Genomic DNA, 20,435 nt, shown 5'->3' with positions numbered 1-20,435 from the left:
GTCAGACGCGGCGCTGGCGCACGGCTTCGAACAGGCAGACACCGCTCGCCACCGAGACGTTGAGGCTGGATACTGCCCCCGCCATCGGGATGCTCACCAGCTCGTCGCAATGTTCGCGGGTCAGGCGGCGCATCCCCTTGCCTTCGGCCCCCATCACCAGCGCCATGGGGCCGGTGAGTTTGGCCTGATAGAGATCGTGATCCGCCTCACCGGCGGTACCCACGATCCAGACGCCGCGCTCCTGCAGCTCGCGCAGGCTGCGGGCCAGGTTGGTGACCTGGATGAGCGGCACCACTTCGGCAGCGCCACAGGCGACCTTGCGCACCACGGACGTGAGGCCTGTGGCCTTGTCCCGCGGCACGATCACCGCATGTACCCCGGCCGCATCGGCACTGCGCAGACAGGCGCCGAGATTGTGCGGATCGGTCACCCCGTCCAGTACCAGCAGGAAGGGCGCTGTCTCTTGCGCCGCCAGATCGTCCAGCAGACTGGCCAGGTCGTGCTCGGCCAGCTTGGGCGCTTCAATCACCTTGGCCATGATGCCCTGGTGATTGTTGCCTTCCGCCTTGTCATCCAGCGTCTTGCGGTTCACGCTCTGCACCCTGATACCGAGGGACTCCAGCTCGGCCAGCAGGGGATGCAGCCGCTCGTCATCGCGGCCCTTGAGAGCCCACACCTCGATGAAGCGCTCGGGGGTGCGCTCCAGCAGCGCGGAGACGGCGTGAATGCCGTAGATCAGTTCAGTACTCATTTAGTGCTCTTGGCCTTGTCGCGAGCCTTTTTGCTCGGTCGTCTGTTGCTGGGCTTGGCACGGCCACCCTTGTCGGATTTGCCGCTCTCCTTGCCCTCTTTGCGTTTCTCGTGGCGCTGGGCGCTCTTGGCCTTCTCTTTCTTGATCTCGGCCTGCTTGCGCGCCATCTCCTTGGCGTTCTTGCCGGTGGCCTTGAGGGGCTCTTCCACCATGACGAAGTCGATCTTGCGATCGTCCAGGTTCACGCCCATCACCTTGACCCGCACCTTGTCACCCAGACGGTAGCGACGGCGGAAGTTCTCGCCGATCAGCTGCTGGTGCAGCGGGTCGAACTGGTAGTAGTCGTTGGTGAGGGTGCTGACGTGCACCAGACCGTCGATGTGGATCTCCGCCAGACGCACGAAGAAGCCAAAACCGGTGACGCTGGCGATGACGCCGTCAAACTCGTCACCCACGTGATCCAGCATGTACTCGCACTTGAGCCAGTCTGCCACGTCGCGGGTGGCATCATCGGCACGGCGCTCCGTCATGGAGCAGTGCTCGCCCATCGGGTCCACTTCTTCCAGCTGGTAGTGGTAGCCACCGCTCGGGGTCCACTTGTGGCGCAGGTTGCCCTGCTGCTCCTTGGCGGTCTGGTACTTGATCGCCCGGTGCAGGATGAGATCCGGGTAGCGACGGATTGGCGAGGTGAAGTGAGCGTAGGACTTCAGGGCCAGACCGAAGTGACCGATGTTGTCGGCCTGATAGATGGCCTGACGCATGGAGCGCAGCAGCATGGTGGAGAGCAGTTCCGCATCCGGGCGCCCTTCGAATTTGGCGGCCAGGTCGGCAAAGTCCTTCGGCTCGGGCTCCAGGCCCCCCTTGAGCTCCAGACCCAGTTCGGCCAGGAAGTCGCGGAAGCCGGTGAGACGCTCCTCGCCCGGGCGGTCGTGCACCCGGAACAGGGCGGCGGCCTCGTTCTTCTCGATGTAGCGGGCGGCAGCCACGTTCGCCTGGATCATGCACTCTTCGATGATCTTGTGGGCGTCATTGCGCACCAGCGGTACGATACGGTCGATCTTGCGCTGGGCGTTGAAGATAAAGCGGGTCTCCTCGCTTTCGAACTCCACCGCACCGCGTTGATGGCGAGCATGCTTGAGCGCCTTGTAGAGGTTGCTCAGCTCTTCGATGTGGCCCACCAGCGGATCATACTGCTGACGCAGCTTGGGATCCCCGTCCAGGATCGCCGCTACCTTGGTGTAGGTCAGGCGAGCGTGGGAGTTCATTACCGCTTCGTAGAACTTGTAGCCGGACATGCGGCCGGCGGCGGAGATGGTCATCTCGCACACCATGCAGAGCCGGTCGACCTGCGGGTTCAGGGAACAGAGACCGTTGGAGAGCACCTCCGGCAGCATGGGCACCACGAACTCGGGGAAATAGACCGAGTTGCCGCGCTGATAGGCTTCGGTGTCGAGGGCCGTGCCCGGTTTCACATAGGCAGAAACGTCCGCGATGGCGACCCACAGGCGCCAGCCGCCTCCGCGCTTGGCTTCACAGAAGACGGCGTCATCGAAGTCACGGGCGTCTTCCCCGTCGATGGTCACCAGCGGCAGGGCGCGCAGGTCGATGCGACCCTCTTTGGCCTTCTCCGGCACCTGCTCGCCGAGACCGGCGACCTCCTTGGTCACCTCTTCCGGCCAGGTGTGCGGAATGCCGTGGGTACGCAGGGCGATCTCGATCTCCATACCGGGCGCCATGTTCTCACCCAGGACTTCCAAGACGGTACCGACCGCATTGAAGCGGGCAGTGGCGCGCTGGTTGATGCGCACGACCACGACCTGGCTCTGGCGAGCCCCCTTGTTCTCCCCTTCCGGGATGATGATGTCCTGGCCGATGCGGCTGTCATCGGGTACCACAAAACCGACGCCGTTCTCGACGAAGTAACGACCGACGATGTCCGCCTCGCGGGATTTGAGCAGGCGCACCAGACGCGCTTCCTGACGACCCTTGCGATCGATCTCGGTCGGCTGCACCAGGGCATAGTCGCCATGCATCAGGCGCTGCATCTCGCGGTTGTTCAGGAAGAGATCCGCTCCACCACCCTCGGGGCGCAGAAAACCGAATCCATCTTTGTGGCCAAGCACATAGCCTTTGACCAGATTCAGGCGATCCGGCAGGGCGTAACATTGGTTGCGGGTGAACACGAGCTGCCCGTCGCGCTCCATGGCGCGCAGACGACGTCGCAAGGCTTCCAACGGCTCTTCATCGGTCAGCTTGAGGACCTTGGCCAGCTCTTCCCGGGACATGGGTTTCTCATGGCCCTTGATGAGCTCCAGCAGCATCTCGCGACTGGCGATGGGGTTTTCGTATTTTTCGGCCTCGCGTTGGAGGAAAGGATCTTTTTGAGACATAAGCAGGCCTTAGGGTAGGTAATAACGCAGACATTATATCGGAGGGGGGAGCTAATGGCATCCATCGACTGCCTTTTGGCCATTCTCTCTGTCATACTGGACACAGTTTGCAGGTATGTGAGACTCGGAACTCATGAGCAAGGACTCGTTCGCCCAATCTGCCGCCTATTTGAAACAGGCGGTTCCCCTGATGATCAAGTATCAAATTCCCACCACGCCGAACAACTATCACCTTTGGTACAGCTATGTCTCCGGCGACATGCCCGAACTCAACCATGCCGTCGATCAGGCGATAAAACAACAGGGGACCTTCTCCCTGACCACCTGTGAGCGTCTCTACCACCAGCACCTTGCGGCTCAGGACGAGCAGCAGATCGAGGCGATGAAACTCAACCTGGCGGCCATGGCCAGCGAGCTGAGTCACTCGATGCAGGATGCCATCTCCGATACCGGGCTGTTTCAGGAGATGCTCGACAAGAGTTTCGACAAGCTGAGCAAGATAGACGACGAGGGGCTCAGTCTGGAAGACACCATGGGGATCCTGCGGGATCTCGTGCGCGAGTCGCGTGACGTACGCATGTCCACCCTCCACTTTCGCAACCAGCTAAGCAGCGCCGAGAAAGAGATAAAGGAGCTGAAACAGGCCCTGAACGAGACGAGAAAGCTGGCCACCGAGGACCCGCTTACGTCTCTGCTCAATCGACGCGCCTTCGATCTCGAGATGGACAGCCTCATTCGCAGCAAGCAGCCCTTCTCGCTGATCCTGACCGATATCGATCGCTTCAAGAACTTCAACGACGAATACGGACATCTGCTGGGGGACCAGGTGCTGCGCATCGTCGGCAAGCGGCTGCGAGAGGCCAGCAAGGAGGGCATAACCGCCTATCGCCTGGGGGGTGAGGAGTTTGCCCTCTTGGTGCCAAACCGCGCCCTGGCGCTGACCCGCCAGATGGCCGAGAGCCTGCGTCGCGTCATCGAGCGGATGTCGATTCTGGATCGCAAATCCGGGCGACGCATCGATCACATCACCGCCTCGTTCGGCGTGGGGGAATACATCCCCCAGGAGACGGCAGACACCCTGATCGAGCGTACCGACAAGCTGCTCTACAAGGCCAAGGAGCTGGGACGCAATCGGGTGATGCCACTGCCCTCCTGATCCCACCAGATGCAAAAAGGCCGGTCATTGACCGGCCTTTTTCATGCTTCCCTTCTCGGGATCAGAGGCTTTTCAGCTTCTCTTCCGGCAGGGCCAGCTCGTCATTGTGGTTGACACCGATACCGCGCTCCAGCACATGGCGGGCGATGGCATGGGCCTCTTCCAGCGAATGCATGCTGTAAGTACCGCACTGGTATTCGTTCAGCTCGGGGATCTTGCCCTGATCCTGCACGGTCAGCACGTCGCTCATGGCGGCCTGCCAGGCAGCGCCAACACGGGCTTCATCCGGCGCACCGATCAGGCTCATGTAGAAGCCGGTGCGGCAACCCATGGGAGAGATGTCGATGATCTCCACCCCATTCCCATTGAGATGATCACGCATGAAGCCGGCAAAAAGATGCTCCAGGGTATGGATGCCGCGCTCGGAGAGGATCTCCTCGTTCGGCACGCAGAAACGCAGGTCGAACACGGTGATGGTGTCCTTGTTCGGGGTCTGCATGGTCTTCGCCACTCGCACTGCCGGGGCGGCCATGCGGGTATGGTCGACGGTAAAACTGTCCAATAACGGCATTTCTGACTCCTGATTTGGTTACCAGAACCAGCCCCCGCTGGAGAGCTGATCCTTGCATTGTCGATACTGGGCACCGTAGCGCTGGGCACGGGCCTCCACCTTGCGGGAGACCTTCATCAGCCATCCCTTGCTGCGGTAGCTGCCACGTCGGTAGCCCCCCCAGCCTTCGTGATAATTGAGATACTGGCCATAGGCATCCCACTTGGACGTGCCGTTGAGCCGCTGTGCCTTGTGAGTGTACCAGCCCATGAAATCGATGGCGTCGGCAAAGTCGTCGCGATCGCTCCAGCTGTTGCCGGTTTCCCGCTGGTAGTCGGCCCAGGTTTCGTCTTTCACCTGGGCATAGCCGTAGGCTGAACTGGCCCGCCCGGTGGGGATGAAGAGGAAATACTGCATCGGCGGCTGGGCATCATGCACGAAGGAAGATTCCTGGTACATCATGGCCATCACTACCTGGACAGGTGTCCCCCACTTCTCGTTCATCTTGAGCGCCGCCTCGTGCCACTCGGGTTTCTCCCGAAAGATCTGGCACAGGTTTTCCGGCTGGGCCGGCGGCCGGGTACTGCACGCGGTGAGTGCCATCAGGCACGCCGCAACCACCCCGATACGGTAAAACGACATCAGAACGACAGACTCTTGCTGTTCATCACAGGGCACATCCACCACATCAGATCGCGTCTTCGTTCTCTTCACCAGTACGAATACGAATGACGCGCTCCACCTCGCAGACGAAGATCTTGCCATCACCGATCTTGCCGGTACGCGCTGTGTTCTGGATGGCTTCCAGGCAGGCATCCAGATCCTCGTCCTGCACCACCAGCTCCACCTTGACCTTGGGCAGGAAGTCGACCATGTACTCGGCACCGCGATAGAGCTCGGTATGGCCCTTCTGACGGCCGAACCCCTTGACCTCGGACACTGTCATGCCGTTGATGCCGATCTCGGCCAGGGCCTCGCGCACATCGTCCAGCTTGAATGGTTTGATGATGGCTTCAATCTTCTTCATGGTGACTCCTTACCAGTTCTGTTTGCCGAACCCGGACGTGATGGGATAGCGGCGGTCCTTACCAAAGTTGCGAGCAGTGATGCGGGGGCCGACGGCGGCCTGACGGCGCTTGTATTCGTTGAGATCCACCAGGCGGATCACCTTGCGTACCACCGCCTCTTCGAAACCTTCCGCCACCATGTCGGCGACAGACGCATCCTCTTCCACGTAGCGCTTGAGGATGGCATCCAGAATGTCATAGGGGGGCAGGCTGTCCTGGTCCACCTGATCCGGTGCCAGTTCGGCCGACGGGGGACGATCGATGACCCGCTGCGGGATCACGTACTCCACGCTGTTGCGATATTCGCACAGCTTGAAGACCAGGGTCTTGGGGACGTCCTTGAGCACATCAAAGCCACCCGCCATGTCGCCATACAGCGTGGCGTATCCCACGGCCATCTCGCTCTTGTTGCCAGTGGTCAGCACGATACGGCGGCGCTTGTTGGACAGCGCCATCAAGAGCACGCCGCGGCAGCGGGCCTGCAGGTTCTCTTCGGTGGTGTCGCGGGCAGTCCCTTCAAACAGAGGCGCCAGCTGGGTCATGAAGCCTTCGAACATGGGTTCGATGGAGATGATGTTGAACTCCACCCCCATTCGCTCGGCCTGCTCCTTGGCATCCTCCACGCTCATCTGGGCGGTGTAGCGGAACGGCATCATCACCGCCTGCACCTTGTCCGCCCCGATGGCGTCGGCCGCAATCGCCAGGGTCAGCGCCGAGTCGATGCCGCCGGAGAGGCCCAGCACGGCGCCCTGAAAACCGTTCTTGGTGACATAGTCGCGCACCGCCAGCACCAGGGCCTGATAGGTCTCGGCCAACGGCGCCAGCGGCGCAGCGGGTTCCCGCTCCTTCACCGGCTGACCATCGGCAAAGCGCACCAGCGCCAGCTCTTCGGCAAACGGTGCCAGCTTGTGGGTCAGCTCGCCCTGGCTGTTGAACACCTTGGAGCAGCCGTCGAAGATCAGCTCGTCCTGGCCGCATACCTGATTGAGGTAGATGAGCGGCAGGCCGGTCTGATCGCAGCGCTCCGCCATCAGCTCGCGGCGGATCCAGGGTTTTTCCTGATCATAAGGAGAGGCATTGATGGTGAGCAGCAGCTCGGCCCCCGCCGCCTTGGCGGCCAGCGCCGGACCCGGCTGCCAGAGATCTTCGCAGATGAGCAAACCCAGCTGATGGCCACGGAACGGCACCACACAGGTATCGGCCGCCGCAGTGAAGTAGCGCTTCTCGTCGAACACCCCGTAGTTGGGCAAGTCCTGTTTGAAATAACGTGCCCGCAGTTGACCGCGCTCGTAGAGAGACGCCGTATTGTAAAGCGCCCCCTCTTCGCGCCAGGGATGGCCCACCAGAATGGCACATTGTCCCTGCCATGCCGCGATGCGGGACAGCGCAGCCTCGACCCGGATCATCAGGTCGGCGCGCAGCAGCAGATCCTCAGGCGGGTATCCTGTCAAGGCCAGCTCGGAGCAAACCAGCAGATCGGCCCCTTGCTGATCGGCCAGGGCTGCTGCCGCCAGTACCTTGTCACAGTTATCTTCGATGGCGCCTACCGTCAGATTTAACTGGGCAAGCATCAGAGAGAGGGCTTTTGCCATGGCGATGCATCTTGAATTCGAAAATGATGGGGAATGATAAAGAAAAGGCGCTGGCTGTGCCAGCTCAACACTTGGGCTTTGCGCTGGTGTTCTGGCTGTCTGGAGATAAGATGTAACTAATCGAGGGAGATATTGCCATGATCAAGGACGAGAAAGGATTCACCCTGCTGGAACTGATGATCGCCGTCAGTCTGGGGGTCATCTTGCTTGGTATTGGTGCACCGGCCATGTCGAGCCTGCTCAATGAGAATGCCTTGAAATTTGAATCTCGCACACTCTTGAAATATCTGCGTTTTGCTCGTAGCCAAGCCATCGACAACCAGCAATCTGTCACTGTGTGCCTTGCCAATGCCAGTGACAATTGTGTCACCGCTAATCCGACCCAATTCCTCGTGTTCGTCGACGGTAATGGCAATGACATTTTCAATAACGGTGAGCAGATTCTGGCAAGAAGCCCTCAGCTATCTGACTCGCTGACTGCTGCAAACAATCGAACTTCCACTACCTTCAGCCCTGATGGCACCAGCCTGGGTACCAATGCCACCATCACGCTGTGTCGTTCAGGAAATGCCCAGATAAATCTGGTCATCTCTCCCTCCGGCCGCACCACCCAATCTACCCAGGCAAATATCTGCCTCTGAATGAAGTCCTTCGCTATCGCAGTTGACGGGCATCCTGTTGCTGACCCTCTTTTGACTGGAAATTTTCCTCCGCAGTGCGGCATTCCAGGATTTTCTTCACAGGCTGTACCGCACCATCCACCTCGTATCCTCTTTGTTTGAATTTATCCTGCACCGCCTTTGGCGTGTTGTCTGCCACAGTACCGTGCAGGACAACCTTCTGGCCGTTAACCAGCTCGACATAACATTTTATGTCATCTGCCAAGACGGACCCGGATAACAAGAGGCACAAACCCAACACCCCGCTGCGTGTTTTCATTGTGCCTCTCCTTCGTAGAGATAAATTTTCTTGGGCGACATATCCATCTCAGCCTCCTCTGCCCCCTGGTTGCACTCTCCCGCTCCGGTACAACGCTCAGGCTCACCATCCCCTTCATCTTTCAGGATGACCTCTTCCCCGACACCGCCTCCAATAATGCGGATCTTGGCATCGTCTCCTGCATGCACCACCAAATCGTCGGCAACCTTGTTCTGTACTTCGACATAACGCTCAGGTGTCTGGTTGCCTTCAAGATCAACCACATAACGGAAGGAACTGCCATAATGCATGTCTACCATGTATTGGCGTGCAGCCCCGATGGATTGAATGGTGCATTGCTGGAACGACTGCACTTGCGGCAGGAACGAGGTGAAGTAAAGCTTGCCCTGAAGTACGACCCCGGCCCCCATGGATTTCTCACCCGGTTCGTTCAACCAATTGACCCACCCTTTGGCAGTGGTAATTCCCGCCTTGGTCGCCAATATTCCATCCGTGTTTGTCTGGGCAGACAAAGGATCAGAGGTCACATCATAAAGGTCAGTAATCAAGATGGGGCTTCTTGCCTGCGCATTGGCGGCACGCGGCACGACATCATAATCACGCAACATGAAATAGCCATTGCGGACGGTCGCTTCCGATGAGGGGCGATTGCGGTCTCCACTCCCAATCAGCACTGCATCAAAGGGACGATCCTGATAGGAATAGACCACATTCCCCCCCACAACGGTGCGGGTGACCTGCTTGTTGATGGTACGCACCACGATAGGCTGGGTGAAGAAACGGCGATCATCTGCTTGAGTGACATCCGACCCCAGGCTGGCAAATTTGAAGACGCTCCAGTCAGATTTGTTGGTGCCTGGGAGATCCATGCGCCAGATATTGCCCCCCGTATCACCCACATAGATGCGATCGACTTTGCCATCACCATCGCTGTCAAGCGTAGCTACCGACCCGGGCATACTGTCGGTCATCCCCGTGACTCTGAGGTTGCTGGTTGAAGTCGCAGCAGGGGTCGCACTGAATATCAGCGCCCCAGTATCGGCATTGACGATGTAGATACCTCTCCCCATGCTGTCACTGGTTCCCAGTCCCAGCACGCTCTTGTTCACGTCATAACCGCCAGCAAAGATAAGCACGGGATCACTGACTCCCGGCACAAACGCGACTTCCGGCACCGACCAGGTCAGCCCCAGCTCACCAAAACCAGTCGTCAGACTGTTCAGACGCCATTTCAGTGTCGGCGTATCCGGGCTGGAAACGTTGAATGCATAATAGGCTTTGCCGCCGCTCCTCAAGCCGGTGAATACCCAGACAAAATCGCTCTCCGAGGATTTCAGCACCCCGTTGCGATTGGCATCTTTGATAAGGGCCACCGGAGAAGAGTCAACACCGTAGATATGTTCGGCTGATTCCGCATTGAGACGCAGCGCCTTCTGATTGGCCATGAACTCATAAGGTATCGCCGCCCAGCTTTCGTCTATGGTGCTCCCCATATCCTTGAACATATGCAGGAAACCGGCATTGGTCCCAAACAGAATACGCAAGTCCGGTGCATCTGTCGGGTTACCGGATTGCGGGCCATAGTTCAGCACCAGGGGACGTGAGTGCAGGGGGTCACCCATGATATGGGCGCGGATCAGGGTTGATGTATCAAAGTCCTCATCGTCGACATCCAACCCCTTGGTCCAGTTGATCAGGGAATCGAGTTCAGTCGTCGTAACTGCCTGCATGAAGGTCATGAGCGCGGCTTCACTGCCAGCCTGCGTTACCAGATTTGCCTTGGTCAGCTGATCGAGACGGTTCTGGGCATTGTTGATGACATAGAGGCTGCGGTTGCTTTTCCCCGCCAACATCTCTTGCGCCCCACCTTCGGCCACAACGTTCCCGTCACGGCCGGATGACCAGAAAGTCTGGGCACTGTCGATGATGGTGCCATCAAACTTGATAGCAGGCAGTCCCCGGCTGTCAGCCACATAACCGTCAGGAGAAAAGATCAGTTTTTTCAGATTGCCCCGCCATCTGGGACCATCATCTGGCTCAAACATGGCGTAATAGATGTTGTTGAGACTGCGTGTCCGGTCAAAGTTGTTGCTGGCAATGGCGGGGGACACCAGCGAGGTATTGATCCGCAGGATCGCTAGCAGCGATGCCTTCAACGCATCACTCAGGGCAGAGGCGTTGGTTGCCGGATAATAAACGCCGCCACCACGACGGGCAGTTTCAGCAAGCAAATTACCGGCCCCGCTTATCGCCTCGTCACCAAACCCGACGGTAAAGGTCGTGACTGTCTGGGTACCAGGGGAAACGGCATTCACATCCTTGTGTTTCATATAACCCGCCAATGCGGCCAGATAGCTGCTGGACCTGTTCCCTGACCCATAAGTAACGGTAGTGCCATAAGCCGCTTTTTCATCGCTGGACAATGTATTTATCAATCCCTGGACAAAGGTATTGGCATCCCCGTCCTGAGTCGGCTCTCCATCGGTGATGTATATGACGTAACCGTTGTTTGAGCAGTTGTCATAGGGGGCTTGATAGGTACCTGTTGGGCTTTCGGCGGTCGTATCTCTCGTGCCTCCTTGCAAGCCATAAACAACGCTTCGTCCCCCGAAGAAGCGATACGCCTCACTCAACGTCTCGCATAATGGTGTGTTGGTACTGGCAGTCAGTCCTTCGACCCTGTCGAGCAGGTCTTGTTCTCCGGTCTTGCCATTTGACAACGTGATCTCGCTACCCAGAATATCCCGGACAACTCTGCCGCCATTGGTACTGCTACTGTCATTCCTGTTGAAAATAGCCAGACCAAAATCAACCCCGGGGGCAGATGATATCAATCCTTTGACTGCATCTTTGGCAATACGCAGACGAGATTCTATAGAGTAACCCGTAGGCCCGTAATACCACCTGATATAGTTGGCAGAATAAAGCACTACGGCTGTATTGCTGGCATTAACAGAATCTCTTGTTGCTGCTGTATAAAACCATGAGCCTTGATTATTGCTGGTTTTATTGACCGGATACCCGGTGCCAACACTCCAGGTGCCTGTGTATGGGTTCGCAGGGTTATTTGCGGTGACATCCTGCTTGCAATCGACCAAGTCGATGTTGTTTTCCTGATAACCACTAATTGAATACCAGCTTCCCCTCCCTCTCCCCGGAGGACTGCCGCTTGTCACTTCATAAGTCCAGACTTGCGACTGAAAATAACCGATACTTGCAAGAGGCCCCTTGGAGGTGGCACAAGCGTTCAATTTGTCGGAGAAACGCTTGTTGCTGTTAATGGCGGGAATGCTCCCATCGGTTGAAAAATAGATATATCGTTTCGTGTTGCTTGTGTCTGGATCATTGCTCAACGCTGGATAGACTGTCGCGGGATTGTACGCTTCCTTTATCTGTTCCATGGTATCAGCCATACTGCCGGAGTTATCAAATATCAGCAGCACTTTAGGTCTGAAATCACCGGCCTTATTAAAGTCGTATATAAAAAGCTCGGTGTCATCGGCTCGTGTTGACGTCATGCCAAAAACAAGACTGCACCAGCATAAAATTGAACCGAATCGTTGTGACCACATATCCTTCGCTCCTATTTTGTGAGCAGTGGCTGTTCCACACCCGCAGTCCAGGTCAGCGGGCGAGAATATTTTCCATAATTGACACCGGCCTGTAGCTCGACGTATTTGCATACAGGAATCACATTGTTGCTGCTGGCATCCACCTTGCGTTTGCAGACGGTTTCTGTGCGATTGGTGAGGGCCACATTGGCTGAATTGTTGCTGCTATTGACACTGATGGCAGCACTCGCCCCCAGCGCAGAACCCATGCCTGCAATCACCGTCGATATGTTATTGCTCTGTACAGCCGCTTCGATGATGCCTTCCAGTCTGTGTTCTGCCTGCCTGAAATTGGCCGCAGAACCTGCCATCTTGAGATCCTGCCCGGAGGACTGCATCACCACCACGGCGATCAGCGTCAGAGGTACCAGGATGATCAGAGCGACGATCAGGGCTACGCCATGCTGTGATTTCATGAACCACCTCCAGTCATGACCACCGGGTTGCGTAACGACACGCTGCTCTCCAGCAGCAAACGACGAAACCCATCCCCATTGCCTGATACGCTGGTACTGCCTACCTGATAGATGTTGTTGTTCACATAGCTGCTGGATGCTTGCGATGATCGCACCAGAATAAAGACACGGGCAGCAACGACACGCCCTTCGCTCCATTCCTGCTCGGTCACGTTTGTAGACGCAACATAGCGATCAATAACCCCATCGGCAACAGGAGTGTCGTCAACACCAAACAACACCGTCATGCGCTCAATCCCTTCCGCCATGGGGCCTCCGATCAGAACCGAGCCCCCATTGGCTGTCAGATAACGCTTTCTCAGTTCCGGGTTGCCTGCGGCATTGGGAGCGAGATAATAGATAAAGTGCTGATATTCCCAGAGCTGACGAGCCGGCATATCTGTCATCGTGGGCACTGTTTCTCCCCCTTTGAACATCAGCGCCGCTTGCGTCGTAGTAGCAAGATAGAAGCGATTGCCAGTAGCGGCGGCATCGGCCAGGGGCAGCCCAATCAATCTCTTGATGCTGATGACATCCGTATTGGCAACACGTGACGTCACGGGAATACAGGCAAAAGCCCCCCCGTTAATCGCCCTGTTGTTGTCCACCCGAGCGACCCAGACCCCCCGATTTGTTCCCACGCTGGGCGGCAAGCTGCCACGCCCCAAATTGTCCAGACAATCGTTCGCCGAAAGCACCGCAGACCCGCTGCTGAGAGTCACGCCTTGCCCCGTTGCCATGGGGGAACCGGTGTAGTCCCCCCAGAAGCCCGCCCACTTCAGGTCCTGGGTCACCAGACGCATCGCAATACGCCCGTTCTCCTGCAACTCGCTCTGATCGAAAGCATCCTCCGTTGTGGCACGGGAAGCCACGAAGATGCTCAAGCCGCCACCGACCAGAAATACGCCGATCAACATGGCAATCAACCATTCAATCAGGGTGAAGCCGCGGGCATTCATAGTGTGGTCGTCAGTACGAACTGACGCCTCTGTCTGTCTGCCGCATTGCCCAGCCCACAACTGTTGCGCACCGCGGCAACTGCACCGGCACCATCGGACAAAGACTCCCGCCCCTGCCAGAAGATCCCTATGGTCAAACTGTTGTTGGCGCCACGAATCACGCAGCCGACCGGAGATTGCAGAGGTGACGCGGCACCGGATACCGCGGTTCCCAGCAGGGACTGCTGCCAGTAGAAGAGGTCCAGTGCCTGCCGCTCTGTCCTGCTGCAATCCGACATGGTGCCATTGTTGTTGGCACAACTCGGCATATCCAGGATCGCGTTGCCGGATACCACTGTCGTTCCCTGACCAGCCCAGCTGTCTTTGTTGATCCTGGCGCGTTCCACCAGATCATTGGCCAGCCAGTTGGCGATGGTGCGCTGACGCGCTTCGTAGCTGGAAAACTTGGCGGTGACCTGCATGGCAACCAATCCCAGCAAGCCGAAGGAGAGCACCACGGCCGCAATCAGCACCTCCAGCAGACTGAATCCTCTTATGTGTCGATGGCGCAGTGGTTTCATCGCCTAGTCCCAGCAAGCATTGTTGACAGTATCCCCGAGCCGGGTGGCACTCCGGGTGCCATCCTGATCGATGGAGAAAATGATGCAGTCGCTGTCTGACCCCTGCGCACCAGAGGCCGTGGCAAACAGGATGTATGTATTGACCCCGGCCGAGATGACCAGGTGATAGAAGCCGGATTCGGAGTTCTCCGAGATATTCAAGTCGGCTGCGGATGAGGTATACCGATTGAAATCCATAAAATAGGTTTCTTGTCTGTTGGCGGCGTCCAACAGCATTTTTTTGGCATCAATTCGGTGGCTGGACAGCAGGTAACGCTGATAGGAGGGATAGGCAATAGTGCCAAGAATCGCCACGATTGCGACGACAATCATCAATTCAATGAGAGAAAAGCCTCGATAGAACCCAATCATAACCCATCCTTGGTGACTGGCGGTTCATATAGTCTAATGCCGGATAGGTCGCAACGACAAATCCGGCATCAGGAACATAACTCTTTATTCTCAGGCCATCCTGGCCACATTCAAATAATTCTAAGCTCGGGCGGCACTTCAAACACCACATTCTCTTCCCGGCCAGGATGCTCGGTCACTATCTTGCCTCCCAGCTCGCGCAGACGAGCAATGACATTCTGAACCAGCACATCGGGGGCTGACGCACCCGCCGTGACCCCGATACGGACAACCCCGTCCAGCCATTGCGGCTCAATCATGGAGGCATCGTCGATGAGGTAGGCCTTGGCGCCCACCTTCTCGGCCAGCTCCCGCAGACGGTTGGAGTTGGAAGAGTTGCGCGACCCCACCACCAGCATGGCGTCCACCAGCCCGGCCATCTCCCGCACCGCATCCTGGCGGTTCTGGGTGGCGTAGCAGATGTCATCCTTGCGCGGCCCCTGGATCTTGGGGAAGTGCGCACGCAAGGCATCAATGACATCTGACGTCTCATCCACGCTGAGTGTCGTCTGGGTGACGAAACAGAGGTCGTCCGGGTTCTTCACCTTGAGTTTGGCCACATCTTCCGGCGTCTCCACCAGATACATGCCACCCTCACTGTTCTCGTACTGTCCCATGGTGCCGATCACCTCGGGGTGGCCGGCATGGCCGATGAGCACGGCTTCGGAGCCTTTGCGACTGGCGCGATGGACCTCCATGTGCACCTTGGTCACCAGCGGACAGGTGGCATCGAACACCTTGAGGGCGCGGGATTTGGCCATCTCGCGCACGACCTTGGCGACACCATGAGCGGAGAAGATGACGATGCTGTCATCCGGCACCTCGTCCAGCTCTTCGACGAAAACGGCACCTGCCTCCTTGAGCTTGTTCACCACGTAGCGGTTGTGCACCACCTCGTGACGGACATAGATGGGGGCACCGAACTTCTCCAGCGCGCTCTCGACGATGCTGATGGCCCGGTCGACACCGGCACAGAAGCCACGGGGGTTAGCCAGCAGAATATCCATCAGTGAACCTTCTCCTCGTCATCAACTCCCAGGATCTCCACCTCGAAGGTGACGGTGTGACCGGCCAGGGGGTGGTTGAAATCGACCGTAACCGACATCCCTTCCACCGCCCGGATGATCCCGGGCAGTTCGCTGCCGTTGGGCTGGTCAAACAGAATGATGGTACCCACCTTGGGCTCAACTTCGTTACCGAATTTGGCGCGATCGAGATGGTAGATGTTGTCAGGATTGGAAAGGCCGAACGCCTCTTCCGGCGCCAGGGTAAAGCTCTTGCTCTCCCCTTCGCGCAGCCCCAGCAGGCATTGCTCGAAGCTCGGCGTCAGGCTGCCGTCTCCCATCCGCAGACGGGCAGGCTTGCCGTGCAGCGCCGTGCTGTCGGCCACCGAGCCATCTTCCAGTTTGATAGAGAAATGGAACAGCACGCTGCTGTCCGCAACAATCAGCTGGCTCATGAGGTCGCGTCCTGTTTTTTCTCGCCACGGAAGCCGTCCAGCACGATCATGGCGGCACCGATGAAGATGAAGCTGTCAGCCAGGTTGAACGCCGGCCAATGGGCGCGCTGCCAATAGAAGTCGAGGAAGTCGACCACATGGCCCAGCACCAGCCGGTCAAACACGTTGCCGAGCGCCCCGCCGATGATCAGGCTGTAGGCGATACCGCTCCAGCGCTGGGTGACCGACTGCTTGCGCAGCCAGTGGATCAGCAGGCCACAGATGGCGAACGCCAGCACGGCGAAGAACCAGCGCTGCCAGCCTCCCTGATCCGCCAGGAAGCTGAAAGCAGCGCCCTTGTTGTAGACATGGACCAGGTTGAAGAAGGGGGTGATCTCCACCCCCGGGTAGCCAAACGGCAGCAGCTTGACCACGGCGAGCTTGCTCGCCTGGTCCAGTACGAAGGCCAGCACCGCCAGCCACAGCCAACGCAGGCCGCTTTTATGTTGAGTCATGTTCATCAGGCAAATTGACGTGTTTCGCCGTCACCCTCGACGTTGGTGACGCAGCGGCCACAGATCTCTTCGTGCCCCGCGATGGTGCCCACGTCTTCCACATGGTGCCAGCAGCGATCGCACTTGGCGGCGGCAGACTGGGCCACGCAGAGCCACAGGTCATCGCGCTCGGTTGCCACGGCCTCTGCCGGTGCGGCATCGACGCTGACTACCTTGGCCTTGGAGGTGAGCAGCACGAAGCGCAGCTCATCGGCCAGGGCGTTCAGACGCGCGGCCAGCTCAGGCTTGGCGAACAGGGTCAGTTCGGCCTGCAGAGAACCGCCGATGCGCTTCTCGCCACGGGCCACTTCCAGCGCCTTGTTCACTTCACCGCGCACGGTGAGGATCTCGGCCCAGAACTCGTCGTTCAGCACTTCGCCCGCTTCCAGCCCGAACAGGCCGTCGTACCACTCCTCGGTGAACACGAACTCGCCGCGCTCGCCCGGCAGCAGGGCCCAGATCTCGTCGGCAGTGAAGCTCATGATGGGCGCCATCCAACGCACCATGGCTTCGGCGATGTGATAGAGGGCGGTCTGGCAGGAGCGACGGGCCAGGCTGTCAGCCTTGGCTGTGTACTGACGATCCTTGATGACGTCCAGATAGAAGGAACCCATCTCGATGGAACAGAACTGCATCAGCTTCTGGGTCACGCCGTGGAAGTTGTACTCGTCGAACGCGGCCACGATCTCGGCCTGTACCGCTTTGGCACGGCCCACTGCCCAGCGATCCACCACCACCATGTCGGCAGGCGCCACCATGTCGGTCGCCGGATTGAAGCCGTTCAGGTTGGCCAAGAGGAAACGGGCAGTGTTGCGGATACGACGATAGGCGTCGGCGGAGCGCTTGAGGATCTCGTCGGAGACGGTCATCTCGCCGGTGTAGTCAGTGCTCGCTACCCACAGACGCAGGATGTCGGCACCCAGCTTGTTCATCACGTCTTGCGGGCTGACCACGTTGCCGATGGACTTGGACATCTTGCGGCCCTGACCATCCACGGTGAAGCCGTGAGTCAGCACCTGGTTGTAGGGAGCCTTGTCTTTCATCGCCACGCCGATCATCAAGGATGACATGAACCAGCCACGGTGCTGGTCAGAGCCTTCCAGATACATGTCGGCCGGCTTGCCGTTGAACTCGGGACGGGCATCGACCACGGAGGCATGGGTAGAGCCGGAGTCAAACCAGACGTCCAGGGTGTCGGGCACCTTCTCGTAGTTGTCGGCATCGACGCCCAGCAGCTCGGCCTTGTCCAGATCCCACCAGGCCTGGATGCCGGACTGCTCGACCCGCTTGGCCACCTCTTCCATCAGGCGCACGGAATCCGGGTGCAGCGCCTGGGTATCCTTGTGAACGAACAGGGAGATGGGCACGCCCCAGGTACGCTGACGGGAGATACACCAGTCGGGACGGTTCTCGACCATCGCCTGGATGCGATTCTTGCCCCAGGCCGGGACCCAGCCGCTCTGGCCGTGTTCGGCAATGCCCTGAGTCTCGATACGCTCGATCTCTTCCAGAGCACGCTTGCGCAGACCCTTCTGCTCCATGCTGATGAACCACTGGGGGGTGGCACGGAAGATGATCGGGGTCTTGTGACGCCAGCAGTGCGGGTAGGAGTGGTTGAATACCTTGTGGTGCAGCAGGGCACCGCGCTCGGTCAGCACCTCGACCACGGAGGCGTTGGCCTTGAACACGTGCTGGCCGGCAAACAGTTCGGTATCCGGCAGATAGACGCCGTTGCTGCCAACCGGGTTGGCCACTTCCAGACCGTACTTCTGACCGACCACGAAGTCTTCCTGACCGTGACCAGGGGCGGTGTGCACCGCGCCGGTACCGGCGTCCAGGGTAACGTGGTCACCCAGCACCACAGGTACGTCGAAGCTGTAGAAGGGGTGGTTGAAGCGCAGCAGCTCGAGTGCGGCACCCTTGGCGTAACCCAGGTTGTGGAAGTGCTCGATGCCTGCGCGATCCATCACATCCTTCACCAGCTCAGCGGCCAGGATCAGACGCTCGGGATTGTCGCCCTCAACCTGCACCAGCGCGTAGTCGAGATCGGCATGCATGGCGATGGCGCGGTTGGCCGGCAGGGTCCACGGGGTAGTGGTCCAGATCACGGCAGAGAGCGCGCCCTTGCCGGTGTGGCCTTCGGCGCAATCAAACTTGGCGGCAACGGCAGCCTCGTCGACGGCCTTGAAGCGCACGTCGATGGAGGGGGAGTTCTTGTCGTAGTACTCCACTTCTGCTTCAGCCAGCGCGGAACCGCAATCGGTACACCAGTGCACCGGCTTGGAGCCTTTATGCAGGTGGCCGTTTTCAACGATCTTGGCCATGGAACGGATGATGTTGGCTTCGGTCCCAAAATCCATGGTCAGGTAGGGGTGTTCCCAGTCACCCAGCACGCCCAGACGGATGAAGTCGGTCTTCTGCGCTTCGATCTGGGTCTTGGCGTATTTGCGGCACTCGGCGCGGAACTCGGCGGCGGAAACCTTCTCGCCCGGCTTGCCGACCATGCCTTCCACTTTCAGCTCGATGGGCAGACCGTGGCAATCCCAGCCCGGCACATAGGGGGAATCGAAGCCAGAGAGGCCCTTGGACTTGATGATGATGTCTTTGAGGATCTTGTTGACCGAATGACCGATGTGAATGCTGCCGTTCGCATAGGGGGGGCCATCGTGCAGAATGAAAGAAGGCTTACCCGCTTTGGCGCGGCGAATGGCGCCGTAAAGATCCTGATCGTACCAACGTTTCAACATGTTGGGTTCGCGTTTGGCCAGATCGCCACGCATCGGAAACTCGGTTTCCGGCAGATTCAGGGTGTGTTTATAGTCGCTCATCAGTCCTGGGTTCCCTTCTTTTCTAAAAGAGTGCTGGGTAAATGAAATTGTGGCAGCCCGAACCAGGCTCGGGCCGCCAGGGCATCTCGTTCGATCTGCTCTTTCAAGGCGGTGAAAGAGTCAAATTTCTGCTCTTCGCGCAGCTTGTGGCGAAGCAGCACCTTGACCTGCTGACCATATAGATCACCAGAAAAATCAAATAGATGTACTTCCAATCTGGCTTGTGTACCGCTCAAGGTCGGACGTACACCCACATTGGCGACACCGGGGAAAGTCTTGCCGGAACATATCACTTCCACCGCAAACACGCCACCGACCGGGACAACCTGGCGTTTGAGGGCCAGATTCGCGGTGGGAAAACCTATGGTGCGCCCCAGCTTGTCGCCATGGGCCACCCGGCCGCTGATGGCATAGGGGCGACCGAGCATCAATTCCACCTCCGCCATGCGACCCGCTTTGAGGGCCTCGCGCACCAGGGTGCTGCTGACCCGCTGGCGGGAAAGCTGGAAACTCTGGGTGCTGATCACCTCGAACCCGAAGCGCCGACCGGCCTCCTCCAGCAGGTGGAAGTCCCCTTCCCGCCCCTTGCCGAAGCGAAAATCGTCGCCGACCACCAGATAGTGCACACCGAGTTTCTCCACCAGCAGTTGCTCGATGAAGGTGCTGGCTGCCTGCTCGGCAAAACGATGGGTGAAACGCACGCAGAGCATGCGATCGATCTGCATTCCCTTGAGGGCTTCGTACTTCTCCCGCCAGCGGCTGAGGCGGGCGGGCGCGGCACTGCCCGCAAACAGCTCCAGCGGCTGGGGTTCGAACAACATGACGCAGGCTGGCAGGCCAAGTTGGGCGGCCTTATCCTGCAAACGGGCCAACACCGCGTGGTGCCCCTGATGAACCCCATCGAAGTTGCCTATGGTCAATACACAGCCCCGGTGACGGGGCTTGATATTGTGAATGCCGCGAATAAGCTCCATCAGTGCCTTGTGCGTTGCTGCCATGGAAATCGGCGGATTATATATCAGGCAGCAGGCAGGGTCAGCCCTGCCGTTGACCCGATTTAGCCATCCCGCCCGCTTCTCGGACTCGGCCAGGAGCATCGCACCTCGTTGGCGGGTCAACACGACAGCCCCTGAGA

The 20,435-nt window shown here is 58.6% G+C and carries 19 protein-coding genes; 2 read left to right on the top strand and 17 right to left on the bottom strand.

Translation table 11 applies throughout. The features are described from left to right. Position 1: 1 nt before the first annotated feature. Both rlmB and rnr read right to left on the bottom strand, forming a co-directional pair. Positions 2-751 (bottom strand): 23S rRNA (guanosine(2251)-2'-O)-methyltransferase RlmB, encoded by a 750-nt coding sequence (rlmB, locus tag BGO64_RS06575; protein WP_010673115.1) that lies wholly within the window; start codon positions 749-751, stop codon positions 2-4. Then, positions 748-3,141, bottom strand: coding sequence for a ribonuclease R (rnr, locus tag BGO64_RS06570; protein WP_010673114.1), 2,394 nt, complete (start codon positions 3,139-3,141; stop codon positions 748-750). Before rnr ends, rlmB begins: the two co-directional genes overlap by 4 nt. Positions 3,142-3,274: 133 nt before the next feature. On the opposite strand from rnr, the gene BGO64_RS06565 reads away from it, so the two are divergent. Beyond that, entirely contained in the window at positions 3,275-4,297 is a 1,023-nt protein-coding gene (locus tag BGO64_RS06565) for a GGDEF domain-containing protein (RefSeq protein WP_010673113.1), read from the top strand. Between the two features lie 61 nt (positions 4,298-4,358). Here BGO64_RS06565 and luxS read toward each other — a convergent pair whose 3' ends face one another. Genes luxS through BGO64_RS06545 form a run of 4 tightly spaced genes read right to left on the bottom strand, consistent with a single transcriptional unit; the run spans position 4,359 to position 7,506 of the window. Next, on the bottom strand, positions 4,359-4,868 hold the full coding sequence (gene luxS, locus BGO64_RS06560; protein ID WP_010673112.1) for an S-ribosylhomocysteine lyase: 510 nt from the start codon (positions 4,866-4,868) through the stop codon (positions 4,359-4,361). An 18-nt stretch (positions 4,869-4,886) separates the two neighbouring features. Further along, positions 4,887-5,489 carry a transglycosylase SLT domain-containing protein gene (locus BGO64_RS06555; protein WP_041210965.1) on the bottom strand — a complete coding sequence of 201 codons (603 nt, stop codon included), beginning with the start codon at positions 5,487-5,489 and terminating at the stop codon, positions 4,887-4,889. A 46-nt stretch (positions 5,490-5,535) separates the two neighbouring features. Continuing rightward, entirely contained in the window at positions 5,536-5,874 is a 339-nt protein-coding gene (gene glnB / locus BGO64_RS06550; protein ID WP_005308848.1) for a nitrogen regulatory protein P-II, read from the bottom strand. 9 nt (positions 5,875-5,883) lie between these two features. Next, positions 5,884-7,506 carry an NAD+ synthase gene (locus BGO64_RS06545; RefSeq protein ID WP_244054084.1) on the bottom strand — a complete coding sequence of 541 codons (1,623 nt, stop codon included), beginning with the start codon at positions 7,504-7,506 and terminating at the stop codon, positions 5,884-5,886. 137 nt (positions 7,507-7,643) lie between these two features. On the opposite strand from BGO64_RS06545, the gene BGO64_RS06540 reads away from it, so the two are divergent. After that, the gene (locus BGO64_RS06540) at positions 7,644-8,147 is read left to right on the top strand and encodes a GspH/FimT family pseudopilin (protein WP_010673109.1); all 504 of its coding nucleotides are present in this window, start codon (positions 7,644-7,646) and stop codon (positions 8,145-8,147) included. 13 nt (positions 8,148-8,160) lie between these two features. Here BGO64_RS06540 and BGO64_RS06535 read toward each other — a convergent pair whose 3' ends face one another. The 11 genes from BGO64_RS06535 to ribF all read right to left on the bottom strand — a co-directional run bounded on the left by BGO64_RS06535 (position 8,161) and on the right by ribF (position 20,274). Further along, the gene (locus BGO64_RS06535; protein WP_041210962.1) at positions 8,161-8,445 is read right to left on the bottom strand and encodes a TapY2 family type IVa secretion system protein; all 285 of its coding nucleotides are present in this window, start codon (positions 8,443-8,445) and stop codon (positions 8,161-8,163) included. After that, positions 8,442-12,017 carry a pilus assembly protein gene (locus BGO64_RS06530; RefSeq protein ID WP_406568533.1) on the bottom strand — a complete coding sequence of 1,192 codons (3,576 nt, stop codon included), beginning with the start codon at positions 12,015-12,017 and terminating at the stop codon, positions 8,442-8,444. Before BGO64_RS06530 ends, BGO64_RS06535 begins: the two co-directional genes overlap by 4 nt. 11 nt (positions 12,018-12,028) lie before the next feature. After that, positions 12,029-12,472 (bottom strand): type IVa pilus pseudopilin TppD, encoded by a 444-nt coding sequence (tppD, locus tag BGO64_RS06525; RefSeq protein ID WP_069652206.1) that lies wholly within the window; start codon positions 12,470-12,472, stop codon positions 12,029-12,031. Then, the gene (locus BGO64_RS06520; RefSeq protein WP_286700361.1) at positions 12,469-13,470 is read right to left on the bottom strand and encodes a PilW family protein; all 1,002 of its coding nucleotides are present in this window, start codon (positions 13,468-13,470) and stop codon (positions 12,469-12,471) included. The genes tppD and BGO64_RS06520 overlap by 4 nt, the downstream gene beginning before the upstream one ends. Beyond that, complete coding sequence (gene pilV, locus BGO64_RS06515) at positions 13,467-14,030, bottom strand: type IV pilus modification protein PilV (protein WP_069652207.1); 564 nt, start codon at positions 14,028-14,030, stop codon at positions 13,467-13,469. Before pilV ends, BGO64_RS06520 begins: the two co-directional genes overlap by 4 nt. Before the next feature lie 3 nt (positions 14,031-14,033). Next, positions 14,034-14,441 (bottom strand): type IVa pilus pseudopilin TppA, encoded by a 408-nt coding sequence (tppA, locus tag BGO64_RS06510; RefSeq protein ID WP_039039991.1) that lies wholly within the window; start codon positions 14,439-14,441, stop codon positions 14,034-14,036. 110 nt (positions 14,442-14,551) lie between these two features. Beyond that, positions 14,552-15,487 (bottom strand): 4-hydroxy-3-methylbut-2-enyl diphosphate reductase, encoded by a 936-nt coding sequence (gene ispH / locus BGO64_RS06505; RefSeq protein ID WP_042878840.1) that lies wholly within the window; start codon positions 15,485-15,487, stop codon positions 14,552-14,554. Then, positions 15,487-15,939 carry an FKBP-type peptidyl-prolyl cis-trans isomerase gene (gene fkpB, locus BGO64_RS06500; RefSeq protein WP_010673101.1) on the bottom strand — a complete coding sequence of 151 codons (453 nt, stop codon included), beginning with the start codon at positions 15,937-15,939 and terminating at the stop codon, positions 15,487-15,489. Before fkpB ends, ispH begins: the two co-directional genes overlap by 1 nt. Continuing rightward, on the bottom strand, positions 15,936-16,439 hold the full coding sequence (gene lspA, locus BGO64_RS06495; RefSeq protein WP_010673100.1) for a signal peptidase II: 504 nt from the start codon (positions 16,437-16,439) through the stop codon (positions 15,936-15,938). The genes fkpB and lspA overlap by 4 nt, the downstream gene beginning before the upstream one ends. Beyond that, positions 16,439-19,300, bottom strand: a complete 2,862-nt coding sequence (ileS, locus tag BGO64_RS06490; protein WP_286700360.1) for an isoleucine--tRNA ligase — start codon at positions 19,298-19,300, stop codon at positions 16,439-16,441. Before ileS ends, lspA begins: the two co-directional genes overlap by 1 nt. Next, on the bottom strand, positions 19,300-20,274 hold the full coding sequence (gene ribF / locus BGO64_RS06485; protein WP_048209146.1) for a bifunctional riboflavin kinase/FAD synthetase: 975 nt from the start codon (positions 20,272-20,274) through the stop codon (positions 19,300-19,302). Before ribF ends, ileS begins: the two co-directional genes overlap by 1 nt. Positions 20,275-20,435: the final 161 nt, after the last annotated feature.

This window comes from Aeromonas sp. 62-46 (assembly GCF_001898585.1).
In the GTDB taxonomy this organism is placed as follows: domain Bacteria; phylum Pseudomonadota; class Gammaproteobacteria; order Enterobacterales; family Aeromonadaceae; genus Aeromonas; species Aeromonas caviae.
Note: the sequence above shows the minus strand (reverse complement) of the source record. Positions and strands in the feature narration are given on the sequence as shown.

Coding starts and splice junctions, on each gene's coding strand:
- rlmB (WP_010673115.1), bottom strand. CDS start 751: ATGAGTACTGAACTGATCTACGGCATTCACGCCGTCTCCGCGCTGCTG.
- rnr (WP_010673114.1), bottom strand. CDS start 3,141: ATGTCTCAAAAAGATCCTTTCCTCCAACGCGAGGCCGAAAAATACGAA.
- BGO64_RS06565 (WP_010673113.1), top strand. CDS start 3,275: ATGAGCAAGGACTCGTTCGCCCAATCTGCCGCCTATTTGAAACAGGCG.
- luxS (WP_010673112.1), bottom strand. CDS start 4,868: ATGCCGTTATTGGACAGTTTTACCGTCGACCATACCCGCATGGCCGCC.
- BGO64_RS06555 (WP_041210965.1), bottom strand. CDS start 5,489: ATGTCGTTTTACCGTATCGGGGTGGTTGCGGCGTGCCTGATGGCACTC.
- glnB (WP_005308848.1), bottom strand. CDS start 5,874: ATGAAGAAGATTGAAGCCATCATCAAACCATTCAAGCTGGACGATGTG.
- BGO64_RS06545 (WP_244054084.1), bottom strand. CDS start 7,506: ATGGCAAAAGCCCTCTCTCTGATGCTTGCCCAGTTAAATCTGACGGTA.
- BGO64_RS06540 (WP_010673109.1), top strand. CDS start 7,644: ATGATCAAGGACGAGAAAGGATTCACCCTGCTGGAACTGATGATCGCC.
- BGO64_RS06535 (WP_041210962.1), bottom strand. CDS start 8,445: ATGAAAACACGCAGCGGGGTGTTGGGTTTGTGCCTCTTGTTATCCGGG.
- BGO64_RS06530 (WP_406568533.1), bottom strand. CDS start 12,017: ATGTGGTCACAACGATTCGGTTCAATTTTATGCTGGTGCAGTCTTGTT.
- tppD (WP_069652206.1), bottom strand. CDS start 12,472: ATGAAATCACAGCATGGCGTAGCCCTGATCGTCGCTCTGATCATCCTG.
- BGO64_RS06520 (WP_286700361.1), bottom strand. CDS start 13,470: ATGAATGCCCGCGGCTTCACCCTGATTGAATGGTTGATTGCCATGTTG.
- pilV (WP_069652207.1), bottom strand. CDS start 14,030: ATGAAACCACTGCGCCATCGACACATAAGAGGATTCAGTCTGCTGGAG.
- tppA (WP_039039991.1), bottom strand. CDS start 14,441: ATGATTGGGTTCTATCGAGGCTTTTCTCTCATTGAATTGATGATTGTC.
- ispH (WP_042878840.1), bottom strand. CDS start 15,487: ATGGATATTCTGCTGGCTAACCCCCGTGGCTTCTGTGCCGGTGTCGAC.
- fkpB (WP_010673101.1), bottom strand. CDS start 15,939: ATGAGCCAGCTGATTGTTGCGGACAGCAGCGTGCTGTTCCATTTCTCT.
- lspA (WP_010673100.1), bottom strand. CDS start 16,439: ATGAACATGACTCAACATAAAAGCGGCCTGCGTTGGCTGTGGCTGGCG.
- ileS (WP_286700360.1), bottom strand. CDS start 19,300: ATGAGCGACTATAAACACACCCTGAATCTGCCGGAAACCGAGTTTCCG.
- ribF (WP_048209146.1), bottom strand. CDS start 20,274: ATGGAGCTTATTCGCGGCATTCACAATATCAAGCCCCGTCACCGGGGC.